At 57.2% G+C, this 25,472-nt stretch carries 26 protein-coding genes; 8 read left to right on the top strand and 18 right to left on the bottom strand.

The genetic code is table 11. The features are described 5' to 3' along the window. Positions 1–25: 25 nt before the first annotated feature. Together ACLEIV_RS03620 and ACLEIV_RS03615 are read right to left on the bottom strand one after the other, a co-directional pair. The gene (locus ACLEIV_RS03620) at positions 26–415 is read right to left on the bottom strand and encodes a GMC oxidoreductase (protein ID WP_410455390.1); all 390 of its coding nucleotides are present in this window, start codon (positions 413–415) and stop codon (positions 26–28) included. Further along, positions 313–1,479, bottom strand: a complete 1,167-nt coding sequence (locus tag ACLEIV_RS03615) for a GMC family oxidoreductase (protein ID WP_410455292.1) — start codon at positions 1,477–1,479, stop codon at positions 313–315. The genes ACLEIV_RS03620 and ACLEIV_RS03615 overlap by 103 nt, the downstream gene beginning before the upstream one ends. 199 nt (positions 1,480–1,678) lie before the next feature. Here ACLEIV_RS03615 and ACLEIV_RS03610 point away from each other — a divergent pair, with 199 nt between their 5' ends. The 4 genes from ACLEIV_RS03610 to ACLEIV_RS03595 all read left to right on the top strand — a co-directional run bounded on the left by ACLEIV_RS03610 (position 1,679) and on the right by ACLEIV_RS03595 (position 6,045). Continuing rightward, positions 1,679–2,692, top strand: a complete 1,014-nt coding sequence (locus tag ACLEIV_RS03610; RefSeq protein WP_410455291.1) for a TRAP transporter substrate-binding protein — start codon at positions 1,679–1,681, stop codon at positions 2,690–2,692. A 119-nt stretch (positions 2,693–2,811) separates the two neighbouring features. Further along, positions 2,812–4,764 carry a TRAP transporter large permease gene (locus ACLEIV_RS03605; RefSeq protein WP_410455290.1) on the top strand — a complete coding sequence of 651 codons (1,953 nt, stop codon included), beginning with the start codon at positions 2,812–2,814 and terminating at the stop codon, positions 4,762–4,764. A gap of 73 nt (positions 4,765–4,837) precedes the next feature. Beyond that, positions 4,838–5,245 (top strand): GlcG/HbpS family heme-binding protein, encoded by a 408-nt coding sequence (locus tag ACLEIV_RS03600; protein WP_410455289.1) that lies wholly within the window; start codon positions 4,838–4,840, stop codon positions 5,243–5,245. 32 nt (positions 5,246–5,277) lie between these two features. Beyond that, entirely contained in the window at positions 5,278–6,045 is a 768-nt protein-coding gene (locus tag ACLEIV_RS03595; protein ID WP_410455288.1) for an IclR family transcriptional regulator, read from the top strand. Positions 6,046–6,106: 61 nt separating this feature from the next. Here ACLEIV_RS03595 and pdxR read toward each other — a convergent pair whose 3' ends face one another. Then, positions 6,107–7,585: a MocR-like pyridoxine biosynthesis transcription factor PdxR gene (gene pdxR, locus ACLEIV_RS03590; RefSeq protein ID WP_410455287.1), complete on the bottom strand. Its 1,479-nt coding sequence runs from the start codon at positions 7,583–7,585 to the stop codon at positions 6,107–6,109. 181 nt (positions 7,586–7,766) lie between these two features. Next, the gene (gene chrA, locus ACLEIV_RS03585; RefSeq protein WP_410455389.1) at positions 7,767–8,897 is read right to left on the bottom strand and encodes a chromate efflux transporter; all 1,131 of its coding nucleotides are present in this window, start codon (positions 8,895–8,897) and stop codon (positions 7,767–7,769) included. 242 nt (positions 8,898–9,139) lie between these two features. On the opposite strand from chrA, the gene ACLEIV_RS03580 reads away from it, so the two are divergent. After that, positions 9,140–9,289, top strand: coding sequence for an entericidin A/B family lipoprotein (locus tag ACLEIV_RS03580; RefSeq protein WP_410455286.1), 150 nt, complete (start codon positions 9,140–9,142; stop codon positions 9,287–9,289). A gap of 76 nt (positions 9,290–9,365) precedes the next feature. On the opposite strand, the gene ACLEIV_RS03575 is transcribed toward ACLEIV_RS03580, so the two are convergent. The 3 genes from ACLEIV_RS03575 to hmpA all read right to left on the bottom strand — a co-directional run bounded on the left by ACLEIV_RS03575 (position 9,366) and on the right by hmpA (position 11,979). After that, positions 9,366–9,731 carry a glutathione S-transferase N-terminal domain-containing protein gene (locus tag ACLEIV_RS03575; RefSeq protein ID WP_410455285.1) on the bottom strand — a complete coding sequence of 122 codons (366 nt, stop codon included), beginning with the start codon at positions 9,729–9,731 and terminating at the stop codon, positions 9,366–9,368. A gap of 92 nt (positions 9,732–9,823) precedes the next feature. Beyond that, positions 9,824–10,666, bottom strand: a complete 843-nt coding sequence (locus tag ACLEIV_RS03570) for an HpcH/HpaI aldolase/citrate lyase family protein (RefSeq protein ID WP_410455284.1) — start codon at positions 10,664–10,666, stop codon at positions 9,824–9,826. A gap of 116 nt (positions 10,667–10,782) precedes the next feature. Continuing rightward, positions 10,783–11,979, bottom strand: a complete 1,197-nt coding sequence (gene hmpA, locus ACLEIV_RS03565; protein ID WP_410455283.1) for an NO-inducible flavohemoprotein — start codon at positions 11,977–11,979, stop codon at positions 10,783–10,785. A gap of 207 nt (positions 11,980–12,186) precedes the next feature. On the opposite strand from hmpA, the gene ACLEIV_RS03560 reads away from it, so the two are divergent. Then, positions 12,187–12,777 (top strand): DUF4202 domain-containing protein, encoded by a 591-nt coding sequence (locus tag ACLEIV_RS03560; protein WP_410455282.1) that lies wholly within the window; start codon positions 12,187–12,189, stop codon positions 12,775–12,777. A gap of 145 nt (positions 12,778–12,922) precedes the next feature. Then, positions 12,923–14,263 (top strand): Na+/H+ antiporter family protein, encoded by a 1,341-nt coding sequence (locus ACLEIV_RS03555; protein WP_410455281.1) that lies wholly within the window; start codon positions 12,923–12,925, stop codon positions 14,261–14,263. Between the two features lie 81 nt (positions 14,264–14,344). Here ACLEIV_RS03555 and ACLEIV_RS03550 read toward each other — a convergent pair whose 3' ends face one another. Then, positions 14,345–15,250: a LysR substrate-binding domain-containing protein gene (locus ACLEIV_RS03550; RefSeq protein WP_410455280.1), complete on the bottom strand. Its 906-nt coding sequence runs from the start codon at positions 15,248–15,250 to the stop codon at positions 14,345–14,347. Between the two features lie 94 nt (positions 15,251–15,344). Between ACLEIV_RS03550 and ACLEIV_RS03545 the strand changes: the two genes are divergently transcribed. Further along, positions 15,345–16,160, top strand: coding sequence for a phytanoyl-CoA dioxygenase family protein (locus ACLEIV_RS03545; protein ID WP_410455279.1), 816 nt, complete (start codon positions 15,345–15,347; stop codon positions 16,158–16,160). Between the two features lie 79 nt (positions 16,161–16,239). On the opposite strand, the gene ACLEIV_RS03540 is transcribed toward ACLEIV_RS03545, so the two are convergent. The 10 genes from ACLEIV_RS03540 to ACLEIV_RS03495 form a co-directional block, all read right to left on the bottom strand. Then, positions 16,240–16,557, bottom strand: coding sequence for an AzlD family protein (locus ACLEIV_RS03540; RefSeq protein ID WP_410455278.1), 318 nt, complete (start codon positions 16,555–16,557; stop codon positions 16,240–16,242). Then, entirely contained in the window at positions 16,554–17,264 is a 711-nt protein-coding gene (locus ACLEIV_RS03535) for an AzlC family ABC transporter permease (RefSeq protein ID WP_410455277.1), read from the bottom strand. Before ACLEIV_RS03535 ends, ACLEIV_RS03540 begins: the two co-directional genes overlap by 4 nt. Before the next feature lie 249 nt (positions 17,265–17,513). Continuing rightward, a complete protein-coding gene (gene ettA, locus ACLEIV_RS03530) occupies positions 17,514–19,181 on the bottom strand; it encodes an energy-dependent translational throttle protein EttA (RefSeq protein ID WP_410455276.1) in 1,668 nt (555 codons plus the stop codon). Positions 19,182–19,633: 452 nt separating this feature from the next. After that, positions 19,634–20,689 (bottom strand): BMP family protein, encoded by a 1,056-nt coding sequence (locus ACLEIV_RS03525; RefSeq protein WP_410455275.1) that lies wholly within the window; start codon positions 20,687–20,689, stop codon positions 19,634–19,636. Between the two features lie 386 nt (positions 20,690–21,075). Then, positions 21,076–21,843 (bottom strand): heme ABC transporter ATP-binding protein, encoded by a 768-nt coding sequence (locus tag ACLEIV_RS03520; protein ID WP_410455274.1) that lies wholly within the window; start codon positions 21,841–21,843, stop codon positions 21,076–21,078. Then, positions 21,840–22,856 (bottom strand): FecCD family ABC transporter permease, encoded by a 1,017-nt coding sequence (locus ACLEIV_RS03515; protein WP_410455273.1) that lies wholly within the window; start codon positions 22,854–22,856, stop codon positions 21,840–21,842. The genes ACLEIV_RS03520 and ACLEIV_RS03515 overlap by 4 nt, the downstream gene beginning before the upstream one ends. Then, entirely contained in the window at positions 22,853–23,692 is an 840-nt protein-coding gene (locus tag ACLEIV_RS03510) for a heme/hemin ABC transporter substrate-binding protein (protein WP_410455272.1), read from the bottom strand. Before ACLEIV_RS03510 ends, ACLEIV_RS03515 begins: the two co-directional genes overlap by 4 nt. Beyond that, positions 23,689–24,114, bottom strand: coding sequence for an ExbD/TolR family protein (locus ACLEIV_RS03505; RefSeq protein WP_410455271.1), 426 nt, complete (start codon positions 24,112–24,114; stop codon positions 23,689–23,691). The genes ACLEIV_RS03510 and ACLEIV_RS03505 overlap by 4 nt, the downstream gene beginning before the upstream one ends. Then, the gene (locus ACLEIV_RS03500) at positions 24,111–24,731 is read right to left on the bottom strand and encodes a MotA/TolQ/ExbB proton channel family protein (RefSeq protein ID WP_410455270.1); all 621 of its coding nucleotides are present in this window, start codon (positions 24,729–24,731) and stop codon (positions 24,111–24,113) included. The genes ACLEIV_RS03505 and ACLEIV_RS03500 overlap by 4 nt, the downstream gene beginning before the upstream one ends. A gap of 3 nt (positions 24,732–24,734) precedes the next feature. Beyond that, positions 24,735–25,418, bottom strand: coding sequence for an energy transducer TonB (locus tag ACLEIV_RS03495; protein ID WP_410455269.1), 684 nt, complete (start codon positions 25,416–25,418; stop codon positions 24,735–24,737). Positions 25,419–25,472 lie beyond the last annotated feature (54 nt).

Here is a 25,472-nt window from a genome sequence, read left to right as displayed (position 1 = left end):
ATGTTTATGGTCGATATCTTGTTATTTAACCATGAGTTTGATCCTGTTTGATCATGTCGGCGCACTTTTCGCCGATCATGATCGATGGGGCATTAGTATTACCGGAGACGATCAATGGCATGATGGAGGCATCGGCGACCCGCAGTCCCTTGATGCCATGAACCCTCAGTCTGCAGTCGACCACCGCCATGTCGTCATTGCCCATCTTGCAGGTACTGGTTGGGTGATAAATGGTCTGACTGAAGCGACGGGCGGCACCCAGCAATTGCTCGTCTGTCTGATACTGGCGGCCAGGTACATATTCATCGATGATCACCGGCTTGAGCGCATCGGCTTCGGCGATACGCCGGGCCACCTTGACCGCATCCACCGCCACCCGCAGATCTTCCTCTTCCGAGAGATAATTGGCCTGAATCGAGGGGTATTCATGTGGATCGGCGCTGCGGATCCTGATGCTGCCCCGGCTATGCGGGCGCAGCTGACACCCAGTTTCTTCACCGGGTTGTTGACCTCGTCGTTGAGGGTCTTGCAACTGGTCTTGAATACCAGGCGTATTTGCAGGTGGTCCTGCAGGTTTTCGCCCACCCCTGGCAACGGGTGCAGACATTCCACTCCCACCGATGTCAGGTGTTTCGGTTCACCAATCCCCGAACACTGCAGTATTTGCGGCGAGCCGATGGCGCCGGCGCTGAGCACCACTTCCCGTGTTGCCCGGGCCAGCAGGCGCTTGCCCTTGTGTTCGAATTCGATACCGGTGGCCTGTTTGCCTTCCAGCAGGATGCGGCGGGTATGGGCGTGGGTCAGCAGCGTCAGGTTGGAGCGTTTCAATGCCGGTCGCAGAAATGCCTTGGCGCTGCTGCAGCGCAGACCCTTGTAGGCGGTTTGCTGGAAGTAGCTCACGCCTTCCTGTGTTGCACCATTGACGTCGGGGTTGGCCGGGATGCCGATTTGCTGGGCGGCGTCGACAAAGCGCTCGGCGATTTCCCTGCGCAGGCGCAGATCGGAAACCTTCAGCGGGCCATCGATCCCGTGATAGGCGTCGGGCCCTCGTGACTGGCATTCGGACTTCTTGAAGTAGGGCAGGACTTCCTTGTAGCTCCAGCCATCATTGCCCAAGGCGGCCCAGTCATCGTAATCCTGATGTTGACCGCGGATATACAACAAGCCGTTGAGTGAGCTGGAACCACCCAGCACCTTGCCTCTGGACCATTGCAGTTGCCGGCCGTTGAGCCCCAGGTCCGGATCGGTGATATAGCACCAGTCGGTTGCGGGATTATGCATGGTCTTGAAGTAACCGACGGGAATGTGGATCCAGGGATTCCAGTCTCGTCCCCCCGCTTCCAGCAGCAATACCCTGATTTCCGGATCTTCGGTGAGCCTGTTGGCCAGCACACATCCTGCCGAGCCTGCGCCCACCACGATATAGTCGAACTCTCCAAAAGTTTTACCTTGATACCGACCCACTACACGATCGCTCATAAATGGCTCCAAATGTTTCGGTTTATCTGACAGCTACCAGCCTTTCTGTCAATAAATCACCAACTAAATATAGGTGTTTTTTCGATACAAAATGTATCGTTTTGATTTATTTTGATGTTGACATAACTATGTGATGGTCAATATAGTCTCACTTGTTAACTTATTGTAAGTTTTTATCAAGTCAAGGATGAGGTTACCTATGAAAATTGCTCCATTTATCCTGTCGTCAGTGGTATTGGCCATGTCGGTCAGTCCGGTCGTCATGGCTGAATACACAGGCCCCAAGATCAAGATGAAGCTGGCGCACACGGCTCCGCCGGGTAATCACATTACTCAGGCCTATGAAAAGTTTGCCGATCTGGTTAAAGAAAAATCGGATAGCCGGATAAGGGTTCAGGTATTTCCGGGGGCCATTCTTGGCAGTGATCGCGTGCTGATAGAAGGGGCGCAGAGAGGGACGCTGGAGATAGGCGTTAGCTCGACTCCGAATCTGGCAGGCTTTTCTCGCCTTTTCCAGGTCTTTGACTTGCCATATATTACTAGCCCTGAACACCAGGATAAGCTTTACAAGTCTTTGGACAAGGGTGGTCTGCTGAACACCTACTTCGAGCAGGCGTCGAATGAAATTGGTTTGCAGCCCATCATGTACGCAGAATATGGCTATCGCAATTTTGTTTCGACCAGTAAACCGTTAACCGGTCCAGATTCACTATCCGGGTTAAAAATGAGAACCACCGATTCACCGGTAGAAGTGGCGGTGGCCAAGGCGTTGGGCGCGAATCCGGCTCCTATTGCCTGGGGAGAGGTTTATACCGCGCTTCAGCAGGGCACCATAGATGCTGAAGGAAATACTTTTCCTCACATGTTTGGTGCCAAGCACCATGAAAACCTAGAATATGCGGTGACCTCGGCCCATAACTATGGCATGCAGGTGGCAATGGCCAATAAGAAATGGTGGGATTCACTTCCTGTCGAAGCCAGGGAAGTCATTGAAGAAGCAGCTCAGGAAGCGGTTACTTATCAGCGGACAGAAGCTTATCCTGCAAACGAAGATAAAGCCCGACAGGGAATGTTAGAGGCTGGCATTACTATTCATCAAACAACGGCGGAAGAAAATGCCAGATTTCGTGAGCTGACCCGACCGGTATTTGAGGAATTTGCAGCCAATTTGCCGAAGGACCTTATCGAAATGGTACAGGATACCCAACAGTAAAATTATCTATCAATGCGTAGCGGTATCGGAAAACGATTAATCGACCGGTTGCCGAATAACGGGTGGGAGTGATATTCCCACCTTATTGATTGCTGAAGGTGTAGTGCCGGAGCTGCTTTATGGAAATGCTAAAGCAAAGTGAAATACAGGATGTTCGTGAGCGAAAATATTCATTTTTTAATATTCTAAATAACCTAGAAAAACCTTTTCTTTTCGTTGGTTTGATTATGATGATTCTAATCATCAATTATCAGACGTTTTTCAGATACGGTATATCCACTCTTCTGGAACTGATTGCTACTCCGGGTTTTGAGCGGTTTTTCGGTAGCTGGCTGGATACAGAAGTACTGCGTGATAACATCAAGGGGGCCGTAGGGTGGGGCGTCTGGACCGAAGAGTTGGCAAGATATGTTTTTATCTGGATTTCATATCTTGCTGTATCTATATCGATTCTCACAAGAAGCGGAATCAGGGTTGATGTGTTACACAACAGGCTTTCACAGCGCTGGCAGAGTGTTGTCTGGGTAATGATCGACTGTTGTACCTTGGTACTGGTGTTTCTTTTTTCTTACATGGGTCTTGATTATGTAAAAATGCAGTTGGCTATGCCACAAATAACACCCGCTTTGCAGATAGGTTATTACATTCCTTATCTGATTCTTCCTATCGGCTTTGGACTGATGTCGGTGCGTACCTTGCAGACACTGTGGCAACAGAGCAGAAAGATGATACTGCCAGATGTTGTGCTGGGCATGGCGTTGTCGGTATTGCTGTTTTTGCCTGTGTTGCTGTCTGAAGACTGGAATGCACCTCTGCTGTTGTTCGGTTACTTTACTTTTTTTCTTGTTTTGGGCGTACCTATTGCTTTTGCCCTGGGGCTGGCCGGGCTGACCACTGTGCTGGGGGCCGGCACCCTGCCGGTGGATTATCTGGCTCAGATTGCCTTTTCTTCGATCGACTCCTTCCCCATCATGGCCATTCCTTTCTTTATTGCGGCCGGAGTATTCATGGGGGCCGGAGGCTTGTCCAGGCGGCTGCTGGCACTGGGTGATGAACTGGTGGGTGCCTTGCCCGGCGGTATGGCACTGGCCAGTATCATGACCTGTATCTTCTTCGCTTCGATCAGCGGTTCTGGCCCGGCGACGGTGGCGGCCATCGGCTCCATTACCATACCGGCCATGATAGCCAGGGGATATGATAAATATTTCTCTGCCACCGTGGTGGCTTGCGCCGGGGCGATTGGGGTGATTATTCCGCCCAGCAATCCCTTTGTGGTCTACGGGGTGTCGGCTCAGGTCTCCATCGGCAAGCTGTTTATTGCCGGTATCATACCCGGTCTGATTATGGGCGTGGCCCTGATGGTCGTTGCCTACCTGATCTCCAGGAAAAATGGCTGGTATGGTGAAGTGCGGGAGCGTTCGCTAAAAACCTTCATGAGTGCGGCCTGGCAAGCCAAGTGGGCCTTGATGGTACCCGTGATCGTGCTGGGCGGTATCTATGGCGGCATCATGACGCCAACGGAAGCCGCTGCGGTTGCCGCCTTGTATGGTCTGTTTGTGGGTATCTGTATTCATAAGGAGCTGACCTTAGATAAACTCTGGACCTCGGCTCAGGATGCCGCCGGTATTTCATCCATCATCATATTGTTGATGGCGATGGCAACCATCTTTGGCAATATTATGACCATTGAGCAGATCCCCGAGTTTATAGCCGAGTCTATTCTGGCTCTGACCTCAAACAAGATTGTCATTCTGATCATGATTAATATCTTCCTGCTCTGGATCGGTATTTTCATGGAAGCTCTGGCAGCCATCGTTATTCTTACGCCGATTTTACTCCCATTGGTCATAGCGGTAGGCGTAGACCCGGTGCATTTTGGGGTGATGATGGTCATGAACCTGGCAATCGGATTTATTACGCCACCGGTGGGGGTGAATCTGTTTGTAGCCAGTGGTATTGCCAATGTCAGTATTGGCGGTCTTGCCAGGTCTATCTGGGTGTATCTGCTGGTGATGATAGCGGTGCTGTTGCTGGTTACCTATGTTCCGGAAATATCATTGTTTTTAGTATGATAATTTTCTTAATGGAAGCGGAGCCTGATGGCTTCGCTTTTGTTTTTTGGCGGCACAGATAAAGGAGTCACCTTTGACTATCAATTCAATGACAGTTTCGACGTCCTGCCTGACAACGGCCAACATGGCCGGGCAGGATGGGGGGAAACCGGTCTGTTTTGCGGCCGTAGATGCTTCGGGAGCCCTGATTTATCTGTATCGGATGGATGGAGCGCCCGAACGACTGGTCAATATTGCTATAGGCAAGGCCTATACGGCGGCTAGGATGGGGGTATCGACCGACATCTTCAGACAGCGGTTGTTGAACGAGCAGCTGTCGCTGGCCGATTTTCTGGATGACAAATTCACCTCTCTGCCAGGTGGGCTGCCCTTGCTTGAGGTAAATCAGCTAATCGGCGCGGTTGGCGTCAGCGGCCGGGCTCTGGAGGAAGATGTGGCCCTTTGTCGGCAGTTCGCTGAACGTATCCAGATTTCTCTATGATAAACTGCCTGAATATACATACAGGAGGGCTTATGAGCACATCAGCCAGTGCTACCAATTCTACTCTGCTTCGTGCTTTTGCCTTGATCGAGGAAATGCTCAAGGAGGACAGGGCGACCTCGGCGGCAGACTTGTGTCAGCGTCTGGATGTGCCCAAGCCAACAATACACCGCATTATCGGCCAGCTGGAACAGGAAGGTCTGTTGCAGAAAGAGCCCGACGGTCGTCACTTTAGTCCGGGACCGCGCTTGAGAAAAATGGCCCTGGGTGTACTGGCTCAACGCAGTGTCGGCGCTCCGAGACGGGCGGTATTGCAGAAACTGGCCGAAGAGCTGGGAGAAACCTGCAATATTGCCCTGCTGGATGGCCATGAACTGGTCTATTTCGAACGGGTCGAAACCAACTGGCCGGTACGGATACAGCTGCATCCGGGGTCGCGTATGCCATTACACAGTACCGCAGCCGGAAAGCTATTGCTGGCATTAATGCCGCTGCATAAACGTAAGGCCTTATTAAGCGGCTTGTCTCTGGATGCTCATACCCGACATACCATTACCGATAGGGAACAGTTGGAACTTGAACTGGAGAAGATTGCCGCCAATACCCTGAGTATTGATAATGAAGAAATGTTTGAGGGCATGGTGGCTTTTGCCGTGCCGGTATACGACGAGGTGGGGCAGGTACGCGCGGCAGTCGCCGTACATGCCCCTACCGCTCGTAAGCCGCTGGCCAGCCTGATGGAGTGGGCCCCGACCTTGCGCCGTGCTGCCGCCCAGCTACAGGTTGTGCTGGATCTGTAAATCCCCGGTTTTCACGCAAAACACCTGTTCTCATGCAGCATAAAGGAGGCCACCGGTTCCTTTATGCTGCCGTTTCCGCCTGTAGCTGTGCCTTTATTTTTGCCAGCAACCGGATGCCGGGTTCGATTTTTTCGAGTGGTATCGCCGACAGGCCTATCTTGAGATAGTTTTTCGGCAGATGGTTGCCGAAATGGTAGCTGTCGGCGGAGATCAGCAGCAGCCCTTCTTTTGCCGCTCTTTGTTTCAGCAGCCCTGCATCTATATGTTCTGGCAGTTCCAGCCAGCAAGAAGAGCCGCTGATGGGGGAGCTGATGCAGTCGGGCAGGTGCTGCTTTAACGCCTGCGCCAGGCATTCCCCTCGCTCCTGGAATACCCTGGCCAGTTTTCGTAATAGGGCATCGTGATAGCCCTGGGCCAGAAACAGCGCCACGGCGCGTTGGTTATTGAGCGGCGGGTGACGTAGCATCAGCTGGCGAAGATTACGGGCTTCCTGGATCAGGGCGCTGGGCCCAACCAGAAATCCCATGCGTAATCCGGGTGCCAGAGTCTTGGACAGGCTGCCGATGTAAAGCACCCGTTCGGCCTTGTCCAGGCTCTTCAGGGCCGGGGTTGGATGGGTATCAAAGTTCATTTCCATCTCATAGTCATCTTCAATGACGATGAAATCCTGTTGTTGTGCCGCTTCCAATAGTGCGATCCGTCGTGCCAGCGGCATGGTTACTGCGGTAGGACACTGGTGGCTGGGGGTCAGGTAGACGGCATCACATTCGTTCAGCTGCTCATCAACCACCATGCCATCTTCGTCGATCCCCAGGCTTTTCACTCGGGCATTGAACACCCGGGCGATATGGCCGGCACTGACATAACCGGGATCTTCAATACCGAAACAGGATTGGTCGTCCAGTAATAACTGGGCCAGCAGATAGATAGCCTGCTGTGAACCAACGGTGACCAGAATTTCTTCATTGCTCGCCTGTATGCCCCGGCTCGGCAGGATGCGTTTCTGCAGCTGTTCGATCAACTGGGGGTCGTCGCTGTCGTAACGATCCGAGCTCCAGTCACGGATAGCCTGCACACTGACGGCGTCCTTCCAGCATTTACGCCAGCTGTCGATGGGAAACAGGCTGGTATCCAGCTGGCCGTAAACAAAGGGGTATTGATAGCTTTGCCAGGAATGGGACTGACTGGCATTGGTCTGATGGCCGGGTTTTACCTTAAGCCGCGCAAGCCAGTTTACCTTATCGATATGGGGATCTGCAGGCATGGCCCGGGAGGCGTCAAGGTGACCACCGGCAAACTGGGCGTTGACATAATAACCGCTGCGCTCACGGGAAATAAGGTAACCATCCGAGACCAATTCGTCATACACCAGCACTATGGTATTACGCGCTACATTCAGGTTTTTGGCCAGGCTACGACAAGAAGGGAGAGGTTTGTTCGGGGGTAAAAAGCCACCCAGTATGGCACTGACCAAGTGTTCCCGGACCTGCTGTTGCAGGGTCGCCTGACTACCTCTGTCGAGATGGAAAAGTGCCGACATCCTGTGGCCTCCGTGATGAACTGTGAGTGAACGCGCAGGGCATTGATAAAGCGATAGCAACACCCAGTAACAGACCTGCCAAATCATAATTACAGGCTATTATGGCTCGATATTTACATAAAAATACCGTGTTATCATTTAAAGTGAGTGTTTATTTCTCACTTTGTGTTATTTTCCACATTCACAACCAGAACCCCAGCAGCATGAAGGCGGGAATCAGCACCAGCAATGGGCACTTGAAAGCGCGCAGGGCCAGCAGGCCGAGGGCGGCGGCGGCCAGTGCCGGGGCACCGGTGACGCTGCTGACAAACACCGGCTGATAGAGTGCCGCCAGCAACAGTCCTACCACGGCCGCATTAATGCCTTGAACTGCCCCGGCCATGACCGGTCGTGACGCCAGCGCCTGCCAGCTGTGTTGCAGGGCCAGCACCAGCAAAAAGCCGGGCAGAAATACCCCAAAGGTGGCGACCAGGGCCCCCAGTATCGGCGAGCCCGGTAACAGTTCGGCGCCTAACAAGCTCGCCAGGGTAAACATGGGGCCGGGCATGGCCTGAGCCGCCGCATAACCGGTAAGAAACACCTCTTGAGACAAGTCACCGGCCAGAGTCCCCTGCAACAAGGGCAGCACCACATGACCGCCACCGAAGACTAGGCTGCCGGCCTGATAAAAGTCGGCAAATATTGCCGCCGTGCCGGTGAGTGCCAGCAGCGGCATCGCCAGCAACAAGCCGAGAAACAGCAAGAGGAAAGGCCAGTTGAGATCGAGCGGCTGGCCGGGCCCGGCGCCTTCCTTTTTAAGACATAGGGCGCCGGCCAGTGCCGCCGTCAGCAGCACGACAAACTGGCCGGTCAGGCCCGGCAGCAGCCACAGCAGGGCGGTGCTCAGCACAGCTATGGTCAGGGTCAGCCGTTGGCGACAGAATTGGTTGGCCATGGTCAGCACCGCATCGGCCACCACCACCAGCGCAAACAGCTTGAGCCCGGTTACCACGGCCAGGGCTGCCGGCTGGCTGGCATAGTGCTGACCGGCCAGAGACAGGCCGAGCATCAGCAGAAAAGAGGGCAGGGTAAAACCGGCGAAGGCCGCCAGGGCCCCCGTGAGTCCGGCGCGCTGGTAGCCGATGGCAAAGCCCAGCTGGCTGGAAGCGGGGCCGGGCAGAAACTGGCACAGGGCGAGGGTAGAGGCGAACCGGTCCTGCGGTATCCAGCCGAGTTTTTGCACGAAATGGCGTTGAAAATAGCCGATGTGAGCGGCGGGGCCGCCAAAGCTTATCCAGCCGAGTTTAAAGAATTGCCAGAACACCTGAAGCATAAGTGAAATCATCCGTTATCGCGGAGGATCTATCATAGCCGTCTGTGGTGAACTTCTCATGACTGAAATGAGAAAAATTCAGTGAGTATGTCTGTTGCCTATATTGCCCAATGCTCGCGCCGCTGATGTTGCTGGGGCAGCGCAGTGTGGAGCGGGTTTATCATGAGGAGATAAACCTCCCTTTTGTCTGGTACGGCCGTCTATACTGTTGATAGTTCATTTGCCGCAGAAGGAAGAAGACGATGTTCAAGAAACTGATGATGGTGCTGATGGCGGCAGGCCTGGCGGTTGGGCTCTACGGTTGCAATACCTTTGCCGGTGCCGGCAAGGACATTCAGCAGGGGGGCGAGGCGGTGGAAGATGCTGCTCGTGATGTGCAGCGCAGTTACTGACCAGACAAAACCGAACAGTAAAACGCCACCAGCGAGCCCTGCTTGCTGGTGGCGTTTTACTGTCTTTATGCCTGGCTTAGCCGAAGCGTTGCTGTAGGTAGGCGATGATGTCGTTCGACTCGTACATCCAGCGACTTTCGCCGTTTTCTTCTATGCGCAGGCAGGGGGACTTGATGCGACCTCCGCCCGCCTGCAGTGCATCCCGGTGCGGGGAGCCTGGCTGAACATTACGCAGTTCTATGGGCAGATTCAGCTTGTGCATGCCCCGGCGCACCTTGATGCAGAAGGGGCAGCGCGGCAGCTGATACAGCGCCAGCTGTGCACAGGCTTCATCAATCTGCTGCTGTGCATCTGGCGATCGCCGCATTCTGGTGGGGCGAGTCAGTATGTCGCCCACCTGCAGTATGCCTCCAATCCCATTACGTAATATTTTTACCAGCATGATGGCTCCCCTGTTTTGCGATTCATCAGATAGTTGTGATCGAGTCGTGGTGATCAACGGGGGATTGTATCTGAAAACCACCGGCATTTTCGCTATTTCAGCAGACCGCTGGCGGACTCCATGATGCGACGAGCCCGGGCCATCACCGGAGTATCCACCATGTTGCCACTCACCGCGACGACGGCGCCCTTGACCCTCTGCTCTGCCTCCAGGATATGCCGGGCCCAGGAAATCTGGGCGCTGGTGGGCGCCAGCGCCTGCTGGGCCGGCGCTACCTGTGCCGGATGGATCAGCAGGAAGCCACCGAATCCGAGCCGCATGCCCTGGCGGGCGTAGGTGGTCAGCCCCTTGGCGTCGTGAATGGCGGTATAAATGGCGTCCAGCGGTGCCGCCAGGGCATGAACGCGGGAGCAGATCACCAGTTGACTGCGGGCATACAGAAAGGCGGACTCGTCGAGAGGTTCGCCGGCAGGAGGTGGGTAATCCATGCCCAGATCTAGCGCCAGATCCAGCTTGCCGAACAGCAGGCGGGCCACGCCGGAAGCGGCGGCAATCTCGTTAAGCCGGGTAAGGGCTAACGCAGATTCAATGAAGGGCAGCAGGGGTTTTTCGGTGATATGGGCCAGCTCTTTCAGCGCCTCGGGATCTTCGGCCTTGGGCACGACGATGGCGGCCACCGCAGGAGAGCGACACAAGGAGCAGTCCTGGGTAAACCAGGGGCTGCCGGTGCCGTTGATCCGGAGCAACACCGAGTTGGCGGGCTGCTTGTCGAGCCAGCCGCTCAGTGTGGTGCAGGCGGCGTCTTTTTCTGGCGCCGGTACCGCGTCTTCCAAATCGATGATGATGGCATCGGCCCCGCTGGCCAGTGCCTTGTCGAAACGTTCCGGCCGGTTGGCCGGAACAAACAGCAGAGTTTGCAGCGCATTGATATCCATAAAAAACCCCTGTCAATCCGGGCAGGGCGCCCGGAGATGTGCAACGGAGTCTTCTGTTTAGAGCAGTTGGTCAAGACTGTAAACAACGAGAGTCGGATTGTGGGATCCGGTCGCCGTTAGAGGGCCTGATGAGGACCGAATACCTCGTAATGCAGACGGTCGTCACCGATGCCCCAGCCGGATAGCGTCTCTTTTATCATGGCCATGAACGGCAGTGGGCCGCAGAAGTAATAATGGGCACCGTCCAATGTAATGGTGTCTTTTACCTGGCTCAAATCCATCAGCCCCTCGGCGTGATAGTCCTCTGCCGGTTGGTCGTTTTCGGCCGGAGTACGGTACCAGACATGGGTATTCAGGTTGGCGTGGGCCTGACGGCGCTGTTGCATGTCGTCTCTGAAGGCATGCTGGGCGCGGTTGTCACAGGCATGCAGCCAGTGAATGTCTGCCTGATGGCCCAGGGTGAGCAGTTGATCGAGCATGGCGCGCATCGGGGTCTGGCCCACACCGCCGGAGATCAGCACCACCGGGGTCTCTGCTTTCACTTCCATGAAGAAGTCGCCCGCCGGTGGCAGTGCCTGCAATTGGTCGCCGACCTGCACCCGATCGTGCATGAAGTTGGAGGCCACGCCACCCGGCTCGCGTTTGACGGCGATACGATATTCCCGACCGTTGGCGGCCTGACACAGGGAGTACTGACGATACTCCTTGTGTTCGAGTTCGGGGCTGCTCAGGTGCAGGTTAAGGTACTGGCCTGGCAGGTAATCGGCCACGGCGCCGCCGTCGGCCGGGGCCAGCAGGAAGCTTACGATCTGCTCGCTTTCAACCCGCTTTTCTTTCACCATGAAAGAACGAAGGCCGCGCCAGCCGCCGTCTTTCTGTTCGCTTTGCTGATACAGCTGCTCTTCACGACCGATAAAGATACCGGCCAGGGCGCCGTAGGCCTGGGCCCAGGCGTCGATTACCTCGGGAGTGGCGGCATCGGGAGCCAGTTCCTTGATGGTTTCCAGCAGGTGATGGCCGACGATGTCGTACTGGGCCGGTTGAATGGAAAAGCCGGTGTGCTTGTGGGCGATGCGCTCGACTGCCGCGCTCAGAACCGCCGGATTGTCGATATTTTTGGCATAGGCCAGTACCGCGGAAAACAGCGCCGCCGGCTGACGACCGGACGCCTGATGGCTGAGGTTGAACACGTCTTTCAGCTCCGGGTTGTCACGGAACATGCGCTTGTAGAAATGCTCGGTCAGGGCGGTGTTGGCAGACTCCAGCAGGGGGACTGTGCTCTTGACGATTTCGATGGTGCGGCTATCCAGCATGGCAAGGCTCTCTTTAAGTGATATTCAGGATGCAACTTACTGGTGGATTCTATAGTTATATTTAATATGCATCAATATGAAATATGTCTTTATTGGTGAGGGATAGCCGCTTCCTGTCGGTTAAAAACGGCTAACTCCCTGATTGTTGCTTGCATTTACAGTCTCAGAGGTAACAATGCTTTTTTGTTACCCCAAGGACGTCAGGTGATGACCCAGAACTCCCGTTTACAGCAAGTGTTGGCATTGATCGATGCCGAAAACCGTGAAGATCCGAATCAGGTGCCGGCCGAGGGGCGGAACTGGCCCAAAGAATATCTCTATAGTCGGCGAATGAGTGAAACACTGGACCACTTTGCGCCTAAGGCTCCCGAGCTATTGCACATTGCCTGCCGGGCACAACATATCAAACGCTGGAGCATTCCCCGGGCCGACTATCCGATGGATCGCGCCGGTTACAAGCGGTGGCGCAGCGAATTGGCGCAGTTTCACGGCGATCTGACCGCGAATCTGATGGCCAAGGTCGGTTTTGACGAGGAGGAGCAGCAACGGATAAAGGATCTGCTGCTGAAAAAGCAGCTCAAGCGGGATCCGCAGGTGCAGACGTTGGAAGACGTGATTTGTCTGGTGTTTATCCGCTATTACCTGGAAGACTTCGCCACCCGCCACAGCGAAGAGAAGCTGGTCGACATTATCCGCAAGACCTGGGGAAAAATGTCGCCGGACGGGCATGCCGCCGCCCTGAAGATTCCGCTGAGCAGCGAAATAGAGGCCCTGGTGGCCAAGGCGCTTCAGGAGTAACTATATAGCCAAAACGATATACATAACATATAAAAATTATATGTCTGTTAAATGTATATACAATGTTAAGTTTTTGTTTGTGTCAGGTCTGTCCGGACACGATAAGCATTGACAAGGGATTGAATAACATGAGGGAGAGGATCCTATGAATGCCATTGTTCTGGCCATCCTGGTGATGGTCGCGCTGTGTCTGGCTCGGGTATCGGTTGTATTTTCGCTGGTGGCGGCGGCGCTGGTGGGGGGGCTCTGGGCCGGTATGTCGGTCGATCAGGTGATCGGTGCCTTTAACGAAGGGCTGGGGAGTGGTGCTACCGTGGCGCTGGCTTATGCCACCCTGGGAGCCTTTGCCGTGGCGCTGTCGCGCACCGGTATTACCGATATGGTGGCCGGCAAGGCCCTGGGCTGGGTGGGCTCTCGGCGTGAGCCGGGGCAGCTTAGCGGCGTCAAATGGTTGATGTTCGGTGCCTTGATCATCATAGGTGCCGCCTCCGGTACCGTGGTACCGGTTCATATTGCCTTTATTCCCATTCTGGTGCCACCCCTGCTGGGGCTGATGAGCATGCTGAAGCTGGACCGGCGCGCCGTGGCCTGTGTGATTACCTTCAGTATTACCATCATGTACATGACCACGCCGGTGGGCTTTGGCACCATCTTCCTCAACGATATTCTGACCAACAGCGTCAATCAGGCAGGTGAAGAGCTGGGCATGCATGTCACGGCGTCCATGGCACCCAAGGCGATGCTGCTGCCCGCACTGGGTATGCTGTTGGGGCTGGGGGTGGCGGTGCTGTTCAGTTATCGTCGCCCACGGGAGTACCAGCAGCAGACGGTAGCGACCGTCGACAACGGCAAGCAACAGGCCCGACTCAGCCGCAAGCAGCTGTTCATGATACTGGCGGCGATCGTGGGTGCCCTGGTAGTACAGCTGATGACCGGCTCCATGGTGCTGGGTGGTTTGCTGGGCTTTGCCCTGCTGTCGATGAACGGCCTGTTCAAGTGGAAAGATCAGGACGATGTCTTTACTCAGGGCATGCGACTGATGGCGCTGGTTGGTTTTATCATGATTGCCGCCTCCGGTTTTGCCGGCGTAATGAAGACCTCGGGTGCGATCCCCGAGCTGGTTGCAGGCTCGGGTGCGCTGATTGGCAACAGTCCGGCGCTGGCGGCGCTGATCATGCTGCTGGTGGGTCTGTTCATCACCATGGGCATAGGATCTTCGTTCTCCACCATTCCCATTATTGCCGCCATCTATGTGCCGCTGGCGGTCAGCTTTGGCTTCTCGCCGCTGGCCACCCTGGCGCTGGTGGGCACCGCCGGGGCCCTGGGTGACGCGGGTTCACCGGCGTCCGACTCCACCCTGGGGCCGACCGCCGGCCTGAATGCGGACGGTCAGCACGATCATATTCGTGACTCGGTGATTCCCACCTTCATTCATTACAACATTCCGCTGGTGATCTTCGGCTGGATAGCGGCACAGGTATTGTAAGCCGTAAGCCGTAAGCCGTAAGCCGTAAGCCGTAAGCCGTAAGACCCCGGGTTCAACCTGAACTCGGGGTCTTACGGTTTTTTATGCCTGGTTATTCTGGCCTGCCACCTGATCGAGAAACAGCCGGGCGGGGATGGAGAGCGGTACTTCGCGGGAGCGGGCCAGCACCACCCGCTGGGGAGGAAATGCGTCCTGCAGCAGTCGGCAGGCGAGAGGGGCACCATCATAGCTTTGATCGCCGGCGGGCCGGGTGCAGGACAAGGCCACTCCATGACCGTGAGCTACCAGGCCCCGCTGCATCTCGAACGAGGCGGTGGTGTGGATCTGAGCGGGTTGCAGATCCTGATGCCAGAACAGCGACATGAAATACTCCCGGGTCAGCGGCATGTCCTGCAGTATCAGGGTTTCTTTCGCTATTTCCGCCAGGCTAAGGATCGATTTTTCGGCCAGTCTATGGCCGGCAGGCAGCAGGGCATAGGGCTTCAGCTCATCCAGCACCCGGGTGGCCACTTCCTGCGGCAGCCCCAGCGCATAGCTCAGTGCCAGTTCAGCCTTGCCCTGGGTCAGGGCAAGGCTGACGCCGGCCAGATCCTGCTCTTGCATCACCACCCTTATTTTGGGATAACGACGCTCGAATTCGCTGACCAGTCGGGGCAGGTAATAAGGTGCAATATCCCGGAAACAGCAAATGACCAGTTGTCCTTCCACCTCGGTGTCGTCCTGCTGCAGCCGGGCCAGCAGGTTATGAGACAGGGTGAGGATCTGGCGAGCTTCCTTGAGTAACTCTTCCCCTCTGGGTGTCAGGCTGACCCCCTGGCCGCGATGACGCTGAAACAGCGGCTGGCCGAGCAGGCTTTCCAGCTGATGAATGGCGATAGATACCGAGGGCTGAGACACATGCAACGCCGCGGCGGCCTTGCTGATGCTGCCGTGCTGGGCCACGGACACAAAATAACTCAGCTGGCGAAAGGTGAATGGGATAGCCATTTATCTATGTGCCTCATATGTAAAATGTATTTTTATACTATGTAATGGGGGTGCTAAAGTCGATTCATTACTCATAGAGGGGAAGGAATACAGCATGAATATGCCGGTAACCGCACAGCATTGGCTGACAGAGGAGCAAAAGGCGGCCTATGAGCGCGATGGTGCCATCGTGATCAAGGGCGTGTTCAAGGACTGGATTGAAACCCTGCGTGCCGGTTTCGACAAGGTGCTGAACGACCCCAGCGAGCATGGCCGTGAAAACGTCACCGGCACCGATACCGGTCGTTTCTTTGAAGATTACTGCAATTGGCAGCGCATTCCCGAGTTCAAACAGTGGATTGAACAGTCGCCGGGTGCCGCCATCGTCGGTGAAGCCACCGGCTCCGAGCGGGTGCAGGTGTTTCACGAGCACATTCTGGTGAAAGAGCCCGGTACTTCCAAGGCCACTCCCTGGCATCAGGACTTGCCCTATTACTGTGTGGAAGGTGATCAGACGGGCAGCTACTGGATACCGCTGGATCCCATCACCCCGGAAAACGCCCTGCAGGTGGTGCTGGGCTCACACCGCTGGCCCAGGCTGATACGCCCGAGCAAATGGTCGACCAATGCCTCCTGGTACAAGGAAGACAGCCACTTCATGGAGATGCCGGACATCGACGGCGGTGATTTCGAGATCATGATCCCCGAGATGGAGCTGGGTGATGCGCTGCTGTTCAACTTCAAGACGGTACACGGTGCCCCGGGCAACCAGACAATGAACCGTCGCCGGGCCTTTTCCACTCGCTTCATGGGTGACGACGTGCGCTATATCGACCGTGGCGGCGCCACTTCACCTCCCTTTGACGGCATCAACCTGAACACCGGTGACACAATGCGGGAAGACTGGTTCCCGGTGGTGTGGCGGCGCTAAGCCGCGAATAATTTGGCTGTAAATCAAAAAAAAGCCCGCCATCCGGCGGGCTTTTGCGTTGAAGGGCGGCGATAGGCGGTTAACCGCCGTAGAAGTGTCGGCTGAGTGCCGCGGCGATAATGCCGGCGGTAATGGCCGGCAGCGGCTTTTTCAGCGCCAGCATGGTCAGCGCCGTGGCCAGCAGCGCCATTCTGGCGCCGATATCGCCGTTGACTGCCATGGGGGTCAGAATGGCCACCAGCACAGAGCCGGACATGGCGCTGATAAATTGCTGCACCCTGTGATTGATGGGGATCAGTGACATCACGAAGACGCCGCCCCAGCGGGTAGCCAGGGTCACTATGGCCATGACGCCGATAATCAGCAGGGTGCCTGTGCCTGCGGTTTCCAGATTCATTTTTGGTCTTTCTCCATCCACAGGGCGCCTATCAGCCCGCCCGACAGGGCGCCGACCACCACATGGCTGTTGGCAGGCAGCCACCAGTAGGCCAGCATCGCCGAGGCGCCCGCCACGGTCCAGATAATCAGGGTGCGCAGATCTTTACGTCCACCCAGGGTCATGGCCAGCAGGAAGCAGCCCAGTACCATGTCCAGCCCTATGCTGAACGGATCTTCGATGGCGCTGCCGAAATAGAGGCCGAGCCAGGTACCCAGCATCCAGAACGACCAGATGGCCAGGCCGCCGCCAAACAGGATACCCAGCGCCCGCTCGCCCTTGTGAAAGCTCTGCATCGCCATGGCCCAGTTGGCATCGGAGGCAAACAGCATGATGCCGTAGCGCCTGAGCGGAGGCAGGTGCTGCAGCCAGGGATAGAGGCTGGCGCCCATCAGCAGGTGACGGGCATTGATGGCGAAGGTGGTGATGATCAGGGGCACCAGCGGCACCTGAGTGCCCCATAGCTCCAGCGCGGCAAACTGGGAGGTTCCGGCAAACACCAGCGCACTCATCAGCACTATGTTGCCTTCGCTCAGGCCTTCCTGAGCGGCGGCCAGGCCGAACGCCAACCCGAAGGCGGCCACAAAAAAGGAGAGCGGTAACAACTGCTTGAAGCCAAGCCAGGTATCGGCGGGCTCCAGTCGTGCCTGTTCGGCATAGGTGTTCATAACGGTCTCGGGGCTCAATCTTTACAAAGCCGACAGGATACCATCATGAGCGGAGAGGGGCGAGGCGGGGCAGACCTTGGCCTGGGGTCTGTTGACCTTTCGTGATGAAAACGCGGTTAACTCGAACGAAATTTAACCGCGAAAGGTCAACAGGCTCTAGTGTTGCTGCAGAGGTCGCTCTGTTAACGCCTGGCTAACAAAAAGCCCGCATCATGCGGGCTTTGGTATTGTTCATCAGGTAAAAACAGCTTACTTGGTGACTTTCTTGTACTTGATGCGTTTGGGCTGAACGGACTCGGCGCCGTAGGTTTTCTTCTTCCAGTCTTCGTATTCGGTGAAGTTGCCCTCGAAGAATTCCACCTTGCCCTCGTCCTTGTAATCCAGAATGTGGGTGGCGATACGGTCGAGGAACCAGCGGTCGTGCGAGATAACCATGGCGCAACCGGGGAATTCCAGCAGGGCATTTTCCAGTGCGCGCAGGGTTTCAATGTCCAGATCGTTGGTCGGTTCATCCAGCAACAGCACGTTGCCGCCGGTTTGCAGCAGCTTGGCCATGTGCAGGCGGCCACGTTCACCACCGGACAGCTCGCCGACCCGCTTCTGCTGGTCGATGCCCTTGAAGTTGAACCGGCCCAGATAGGCGCGGCTGGGGATTTCGAGGTTGCCGATGCGCAGCATATCCTGGCCGTTGGCCACTTCTTCCCATACGGTCTTGCTGTCGTCCATGCTGTCACGGAACTGCTCGACCGAGGCCAGCTGTACCGACTCACCCAGGGTGATGCTACCCGAGTCGGCTTGCTCGGCCCCGGTGAGCATACGGAACAGGGTCGATTTACCGGCGCCGTTGGCACCGATAATGCCGACGATGGCGCCCTTGGGAATGCTGAACGACAAGTCGTCAATCAGCACCCGGTCGCCGTAGGACTTGGTCAGGTTTTCAACGTCGATGACATTGTCACCCAGGCGCGGACCGGGCGGAATGAACAGCTCGTTGGTTTCGTTACGCTTCTGGAAGTCCTGATTCTGCAGTTCTTCGAAGCGGGCCATACGGGCCTTGGACTTGGCCTGACGACCTTTCGGATTCTGACGCACCCATTCCAGTTCTTTCTGGATCGACTTCTGGCGGGCGGCCTCGGACGATTGCTCCTGCGACAGACGGGCGTCTTTCTGCTCCAGCCAGGAAGAATAGTTGCCTTCCCAGGGAATACCTTCACCCCGATCCAGCTCCAGGATCCAGCCGGCCACGTTGTCGAGGAAGTAACGGTCGTGGGTGATGGCCACGACGGTGCCTTCGTAGTCGTGCAGGAAGCGCTCCAGCCAGGCCACGGACTCGGCGTCCAGGTGGTTGGTGGGTTCGTCCAGCAGCAGCATGTCCGGTTTTTCCAGCAGCAGCTGACACATGGCGACCCGGCGGCGTTCACCCCCGGACAGCTTGTCGATGGTGGCTTCCCAGGGCGGCAGGCGCAGGGCATCGGCGGCGCGTTCCAGCTGGTTGTCCAGGTTGTGGCCGTCGTGGGCCTGGATGATGGCTTCCAGCTGGCCCTGGCGCTTGGCCAGCTTGTCGAAGTCGGCGTCCGGATCCGCATAGGCGGTGTAGACTTCGTCCAGCTCCTTCAGGGCGCCGGCGACTTCGGCCACGGCTTCTTCAATGGCTTCGCGTACCGTCTGCTCCGGCTTCAGTTTCGGTTCCTGCGGCAGGTAGCCGATGTTGATGCCGGGCTGGGGGCGGGCTTCGCCCTCGATTTCGGTATCCAGGCCGGCCATGATGCGCAGCAAGGTGGATTTACCGGCGCCGTTCAGACCCAGTACGCCGATCTTGGCGCCGGGGAAAAACGACAGAGAGATATTCTTCAGAATATGACGCTTGGGCGGAACTACCTTGCCCACGCGATTCATGCTGTAAACAAATTGAGCCATTTATGATTGTCCTGATAAATCAGTGAGTTGACAGGTCGTATTGGCAGGCTGTGCTAGGTATGCCAAACCTGCGGCCAACGCAGGGCCATGGCGCTATATGGTACTTGGCTGGGCGGGGAAAGCCAGAGCCCGAAGGCGGAGAAACGGGAATTTCACGAGGGTGCGGTACTTTGAATGTTCATACCAGTCGGGCAAGGGGCCAGCTCCGCCGACTCGCCGTAAATACATCCTTGTAGGCTCAGCCGCGCCGTCCGTGGCGCAGATGGTCGGCGGAGCAGATCCCTTTGCCCTCCTTGGGCGCCGGCGTTGCCTGTCTGTGTTATCAGCCATGAACGCCGATGCCGGAAGAGAGGCTGCAGGGAACGCTAGGGATGGCATTTTTGAAGCCCCATGGATGGGTTAATGGCGTGTCGAGGGAGGCGGCCCTGTAGCCTCTGGGTCAGGGCTAGCTATCAGGACTTGGTTTTCAGGGTTTCCTTGAACGACTGATCCACGAATTCGCCGCTGGCCGGGTGGAATTCCTGACCGTCGTAACGGGTGGAAATAGTGATCTCGCCGCTGACGATCTTGGCGGCCAGTTCGTCCAGCTTCTGTTTCACTTCCGGCGATACATCTTCGGCCAGAGTCAGCTTGACCACGTCACCCTTGCCCAGACCGATCTCCTGGATCTGGTTGGGCTGCCATTCGCCGGTGGTGTAGTCGCGGGCGGCGTTGAGGATGGCGACGCTGGCATCGGCCACCGCCGAGCCGACGAAGGTCGAGTCAACCCGGGTCCAGTCGGACACGTTGCCGATGTGGCGTACCTTGCCGTCGTGAGATTTGATCTCGTCGATCACGCCCTGGCGGCCGGCGTTGAGCATGGTGTAGATAACATCGGCGCCATTGGCGATTTCGGCGGCGGCGGCCTGGCCGTTGATCTCGGTGTTATCCAGGTCGCCGGTAAACCAGGTCAGGAATCTGGCGTCGGGATTGACATGTTTCAGTCCGTCATAGAAGGCGGCTCTCCCTATCAGGCCGGGCTTGGGCCAGGCACCGGAGATATGGCCGACCACATCGGATTCGGTGGTCAGGCCGGCCAGGGCGCCCGCCAGCCAGGCCGAGTCTTCCTGGCGCACCACATAGCTGGACAGATTGGGGCCCTGTACGTGGCCCTGAATGACCACAAACCTGATATCGGGGAATTCCTGACTCACGGTCTGGGCCGGGCCGTTGCACTGGCCGCCGTGGGCGATGATCATGTCGGGGCCCTCGGCTGCGAGCTTGCGCATGGCCTCGGTCAGTAGTACCGGATCCGAAGTAGCGGAGATATTGGATACATAGCTGGCGTTGACATCCAGTTCGGCCTTGATCTTCTCGTAACCCCGGTAGGCGGCCTGCATAAAACCGTTATCGTCGTGTTTCCCGGGGATCAGTACGGCGATGTCGGCCTTGTCGGCGGCCATGGCCAGAGTCAGGGGAGCCAGGGTCAGACCGGCGGCGATCAGCAGTGTACTTCCAAGCTTGTACATGGCGTTGTCCTTCATTTGTCTCGGCGTGTGTGTATTTTTTGTATGCATTGGTTGCAGGCCTTGAGATTACGCGTTGGTTAATTTTTTGTTAACTTTGGTGGCGGTTAATTGTGTGCAAGGTCACAAAAGCGAACGGCCTGGCCGAAACAAAACGAAGAGAAAGCAGATAGAGAAGAGAAAGCAGAGGGAGGATGGAAATTAAGCAAGGGGTACGTTCCTGCGGCCGGGTTATTCGTCGTTTCTCTTGCTGCTACAGCGGGTCGGGCTGGCCGGGATAATGGATGGTATGGCCGAAGAATCCCCGGCCCATCCAGGACCGCTTGTCGGCATGCCCGTCGATACTGGCAGCACAATAACCGGTCGTCCGGAAAACAAGAATACGGGGATTATACCAGTACCCGGTGCCCGGACGGGCTGTGCAGCAACTGGGCCCGATAACCGAAGTGCTGCGCTATGTTATCGGGCGTTAATACCTGCTCCGGGGTGCCGGTACAGGCGATACGGCCCTGGTGCATCAGCACCAGCCGGTCACCGTAGCGGGCCGCCAGGTTGAGGTCATGCAGTATTACCAGCACGGCGCAGCTTTCAGAGGCCAGGCGGCGGGCTTCGGTCAGCAACAGGTGCTGCTGGCCCAGATCCAGGGCCGAGGTGGGTTCGTCCAGTAACAGCATCCGCTGTCTGTGTTTCCCGTGCAGCTGGGCCAGCACCCGGGCAAAATGTACTCTTTGTTTTTCACCACCCGAAAGTCGGGGGTAGGGTGCATCGCGCAGATGCCAGACTCGGGCTTTTTGCATGGCCAGCTCGATAATCGGCTGATTTTCTCGTTCACAGGTAGCGTGGGGAATACGTCCCAGGCTCACCACTTCATGAGCCAGAAAGGGAAACAGCAGGCTGGATTGCTGAGGCAGTACGGCCAGCTGGCGGGCCAGCGCCTGTCGTGACCATTCGGCTCTCGGGCGGTCAAACAACCGAAGTCGACCAGAGGGATCATGCTCGCCGGCAATGCACTTGAACAGGGTGCTTTTGCCGGCGCCGTTGGGGCCGAGCAGCACAGTGACTTCGCCCGAATTCAGTTGCAGGTCTATGTCTGTCAGTAGCTGGCGACGTCGTAACGACAGAGATAAGCGATGGATTTCAAGTGGCGCCTTGTTCATGACAGACCTATTCCCCGTTTCTGTTTCAGTAACAGCCATAAAAAAAACGGGGAGCCGAGCAGGGCGGTGACAATGCCGACCGGCATCTCTGCCGGTGCCGCCAGAGTTCGGGCCAGCATATCGGCCAGCAGCAGCAGCCAGGCCCCGAGCAGGGCAGACAGTGGCAGCAGCCGCCGATGGTCGGGGCCGGAAATCAGCCGCACCAGATGCGGTACCACCAGACCGACAAAGCCGATAATTCCTACCGCCGCCACGCTGATGCCGACCGCCAGCGCCGCCAGCAGCACCAGCCGGCGCTTGAGCGACTGTACATCAATACCCAGGTGCCCTGCTTCCGCTTCACCCAGGGCCAGGGCATTGAGATCCTGGGCATGGCGGCGCAATAACAGGGCTAGCACCAGGGCGGTGATACAGACCATCACGAGCTGATAGCCATCGCTCTGGGCCATGGAGCCCATCTGCCACAGGGTCAGATCGCGCAGGGTTGCATCGTCGGCCAGGTAATTCAACAAACCGAGAATGCCACCGCTCAGGGCGGCGATGGCCACCCCGGCCAGCAGCAGTATGCTGACCGAGGTACCTTGAGTGGTGCGTGCCAGTTGATAAACCACCAGGGTGGTGACCAGGCCGCCGGCAAAGGCCATCAGCGAGGTGAGACTGGCGCCGAGCCAGGCTGGCAGTTGGGCGGCAAAGGGACTCAGTAATACCATGGACAAGGCGGCACCCAGAGCGGCGCCGCTGGACACCCCTATGATGCCCGGATCGGCCAGGGGGTTGCGAAACAGTCCCTGCATCACGGCGCCGCACAAGGCTAGAATGGCACCCACGCCCAGGCAGAGCAGGGTACGGGGCAGGCGAATATGCAGCAATACCAGGCTTTCGGTCGGATCGAGTTGCGAAGGGGTCAGCAAGTTGAACAGATTCAGCGCCATGGGACCGGTGGCCAGCGAGATCAGACCGGTGAACAGTAACAGGCACAAGAGCACCGGTAATAAATAGGCATGACGGTTCACCGCTGTTGTCTCAACCAGTCCCGATTCAGTCGCTCCGCCTCGGAAAGGGTAGTCAGGCCCAGGCCTCCGATCAGTGCCTTGCCGTTGATCGGCACTATGGCGTCGCGTGCGGAGGCCGGAGTCTGGCGCAACAGGGGGAAGCGGCGTAACAGTTCTTCCTTACTGCCCTGTTGATCCAGGTGGCGACGGCTGATCAATATCAGTTCCGGTGCCATGGTGACCAAGGCCTCCATGGCCACCGGCTTGTAGCCCTCTATACGGTCGGCGGCGGGATTGCGGCCACCGGCCAATCGGATCAGGCTGTCGGCCAGAGTGCTGTTGCCGGCAATCTGTACCTTGTTACCCTCTCCCAGCAACAGGAATACGGTTCTCTTGCCGGCCGCTGGGTTGTCTGCGACCAGTTTTTGCGCCCGTTCGCCGATTTCTCGATGCAATGTCTCGGCCTGGGGCTGCCGGTCGAGCAGCTTACCCAGGCGAGTAATGTTGAGTTGCAGTTGCGCTATGGTCATGGCTTCCGGCAGGGCTTCGACCTGAATGCCGGCCTGGCGTACCAGGTTCAGGGCCGAGGCCGGGCCCATTTCTTCGCTGCCGATGACCAGACTCGGCCGGGTGGAGAGCATGCCTTCGGCGCCGAGTTGGCGATGATAACCGAGCCGGGGAAGGGGGCTATCGGCGGGCAGTTCGCTGGTGCTGTCGACAGCCACCAGCTGCTTGCCGGCATCCAGTGCCAGGATCAGTTCTGTGATGCTGCTACCGGCACTGAGCAGGCGGTGGGGCTCGGCCGATGCTGCCCCGGTGGCGAGCAGCAATAAGGGCATGAGCCAGCGGCCGATCATTGTCCCTCCTCCATCAGGATCTGGGTGGCCTGGATCTGGTGCTCCTGCAAGAAGGCCAGCAGCTTCAGCATCTTGTCGACGGTGACTTCCTTGTCGGAGGCCAGTACCAGCTCGGCGTCTTTCAGGACGCTTACCCGACTCTGCAGTACCGGTTTGAACTGTTCCCAGCCTTCATATTTTTCCCCCTGCAGTGCCCAGGCGGGCGTGCCGGCCAGCAGGTTGATGGTGATCGCCTTGTTGTCCTGCACGCTGGACAGCGCCGCGCTGTCGGTCTTGGGCAGGTCCACTTCCAGCGATTGCAGCGGAATGTTGGCGGTGAGCATCAGGAACACCAGCACGATAAAGATGATATCGAGTAATGGCGTGATATCCGGAGTCAGGGAGCGCCAGCCGGAGTGGGCGGGTTCGGGGCGGCCTATCATGGACGGACTTCCAGCCGGACACCTTCCAGCTGCAGGTTACACCGGTTCAGCTCGTCGGTCAGCTTGTCGATCAGACGATCGGCCCAGAGCCCGAACAGCTGGGCGCCTGCAATGGCGGGCAGGGCAATCAGCAGGCCGGCGGCGGTGGTGCTCATGGCCAGACCCAGGCCGTCAGCCAGCAGTGCCGGCGTCACAGGGTCGCTGCTTTCGCCGACGCTTTTGAACATTTCTATCAGCCCCAGCACGGTGCCGAGCAGGCCCAGCAAGGGACTTATGACCCCCACCAGGGTCAGTACCCGCAGGCCGGCATGCAGTTTTCGTCTTTGTTGCTGCAGCCAGACCGAGGCCAGGTCTTCCCGGGTGCTCTTGTCACAGCTTCTGTGCCTTACCAGCAGGCTGCAACCCTGCAGAATCAGCGACTTGGGCGCGGAAATTTCTGCCTCCGGGTAGGTGCTGCCGCGCAGCCGCAGGTGACGTTTCTCCTGCTCGCCGCGCAGGCTGGTCCACAGCAGGGACAGGCCTCGTTCCAGCCATAGCGTCAGGGTGATAACAGAACAAAGGATCAGCGGCCAGCTCATCAGGCCCAGTTGTTGATGTAGTTGATTCAGAAGCGACATGATTTAGTCCAGTTTGAAACGAATGGGAATATGAACGCGGTGAGCAATGCCCCGACCGTTTTCCACGTAGGCGGAAAAACGCCATTTGGCGATGGCTTTCAGGGCCGTTTTGTCGAGCAGGCTGACGCCGGACGAGCGGGCCAGTAACCGTTTTGTCTGTTTGCCCTGTTCATCCAGCCAGACCTCGACCAGAACTGTGCCTTCCAGCCCCCGACGGCGTGCCTGGGAAGGGTAGGGAATGGGCGCCGGCCGGGTTTTGAAACTGGGCGTCTCTATGTGTCTGGGCGCGCTGTTTTTGGCGGAGACCTGTTGTGCCTTTGGCTCTATCTTGGCCAATGGTTGTGGCGTAGGCGTAGGCGCAGGCCTGGGCTCGGGTTTGGATACCGGCTTTGGCGCAGGCTTTGGTTCCGGCTTGGGCTTGGGTTTCGGCGCCGGCTTAGGTACAGGTTTGGGTACCGGTTTGGGGGTCGGCTGTGGTTCGGTTTTTGGCGCAGGTTTCGGCTCGGGCGTCGGTTCTACTACCGGCTCGGCTTTGGTCACCGTTGGCAGCATCTGCACGCTGATTGGCCCCGGGCTGGTGGTCGGTGCCATGGAAATGACCATGTCTTCTCGTTCCATGGCCTGAACCAGCAGTCCGTGCAGTAACAGCGAGGCCAGAGCAAACAGGGAGTAGCGTCGAAAACTCAAGATAAAACCCCGGATGATAAAGAGAGTAGTCAGGTGATAGGGCTATAGAATACG

The organism is Oceanisphaera submarina, from assembly GCF_046521305.1.
Taxonomy (GTDB): domain Bacteria; phylum Pseudomonadota; class Gammaproteobacteria; order Enterobacterales; family Aeromonadaceae; genus Oceanimonas; species Oceanimonas submarina.
This window is presented reverse-complemented; position numbering and strand designations above follow the sequence as displayed.

Bases quoted from the DNA above. Each gene is read 5' to 3' on its own strand.
- ACLEIV_RS03615 (WP_410455292.1), bottom strand. From the start codon at position 1,479: ATGAGCGATCGTGTAGTGGGTCGGTATCAAGGTAAAACTTTTGGAGAG.
- ACLEIV_RS03610 (WP_410455291.1), top strand. From the start codon at position 1,679: ATGAAAATTGCTCCATTTATCCTGTCGTCAGTGGTATTGGCCATGTCG.
- ACLEIV_RS03605 (WP_410455290.1), top strand. From the start codon at position 2,812: ATGGAAATGCTAAAGCAAAGTGAAATACAGGATGTTCGTGAGCGAAAA.
- ACLEIV_RS03595 (WP_410455288.1), top strand. From the start codon at position 5,278: ATGAGCACATCAGCCAGTGCTACCAATTCTACTCTGCTTCGTGCTTTT.
- pdxR (WP_410455287.1), bottom strand. From the start codon at position 7,585: ATGTCGGCACTTTTCCATCTCGACAGAGGTAGTCAGGCGACCCTGCAA.
- chrA (WP_410455389.1), bottom strand. From the start codon at position 8,897: ATGCTTCAGGTGTTCTGGCAATTCTTTAAACTCGGCTGGATAAGCTTT.
- ACLEIV_RS03580 (WP_410455286.1), top strand. From the start codon at position 9,140: ATGTTCAAGAAACTGATGATGGTGCTGATGGCGGCAGGCCTGGCGGTT.
- ACLEIV_RS03575 (WP_410455285.1), bottom strand. From the start codon at position 9,731: ATGCTGGTAAAAATATTACGTAATGGGATTGGAGGCATACTGCAGGTG.
- ACLEIV_RS03570 (WP_410455284.1), bottom strand. From the start codon at position 10,666: ATGGATATCAATGCGCTGCAAACTCTGCTGTTTGTTCCGGCCAACCGG.
- hmpA (WP_410455283.1), bottom strand. From the start codon at position 11,979: ATGCTGGATAGCCGCACCATCGAAATCGTCAAGAGCACAGTCCCCCTG.
- ACLEIV_RS03560 (WP_410455282.1), top strand. From the start codon at position 12,187: ATGACCCAGAACTCCCGTTTACAGCAAGTGTTGGCATTGATCGATGCC.
- ACLEIV_RS03555 (WP_410455281.1), top strand. From the start codon at position 12,923: ATGAATGCCATTGTTCTGGCCATCCTGGTGATGGTCGCGCTGTGTCTG.
- ACLEIV_RS03550 (WP_410455280.1), bottom strand. From the start codon at position 15,250: ATGGCTATCCCATTCACCTTTCGCCAGCTGAGTTATTTTGTGTCCGTG.
- ACLEIV_RS03545 (WP_410455279.1), top strand. From the start codon at position 15,345: ATGAATATGCCGGTAACCGCACAGCATTGGCTGACAGAGGAGCAAAAG.
- ACLEIV_RS03540 (WP_410455278.1), bottom strand. From the start codon at position 16,557: ATGAATCTGGAAACCGCAGGCACAGGCACCCTGCTGATTATCGGCGTC.
- ACLEIV_RS03535 (WP_410455277.1), bottom strand. From the start codon at position 17,264: ATGAACACCTATGCCGAACAGGCACGACTGGAGCCCGCCGATACCTGG.
- ettA (WP_410455276.1), bottom strand. From the start codon at position 19,181: ATGGCTCAATTTGTTTACAGCATGAATCGCGTGGGCAAGGTAGTTCCG.
- ACLEIV_RS03525 (WP_410455275.1), bottom strand. From the start codon at position 20,689: ATGTACAAGCTTGGAAGTACACTGCTGATCGCCGCCGGTCTGACCCTG.
- ACLEIV_RS03520 (WP_410455274.1), bottom strand. From the start codon at position 21,843: ATGAACAAGGCGCCACTTGAAATCCATCGCTTATCTCTGTCGTTACGA.
- ACLEIV_RS03510 (WP_410455272.1), bottom strand. From the start codon at position 23,692: ATGATCGGCCGCTGGCTCATGCCCTTATTGCTGCTCGCCACCGGGGCA.
- ACLEIV_RS03505 (WP_410455271.1), bottom strand. From the start codon at position 24,114: ATGATAGGCCGCCCCGAACCCGCCCACTCCGGCTGGCGCTCCCTGACT.
- ACLEIV_RS03500 (WP_410455270.1), bottom strand. From the start codon at position 24,731: ATGTCGCTTCTGAATCAACTACATCAACAACTGGGCCTGATGAGCTGG.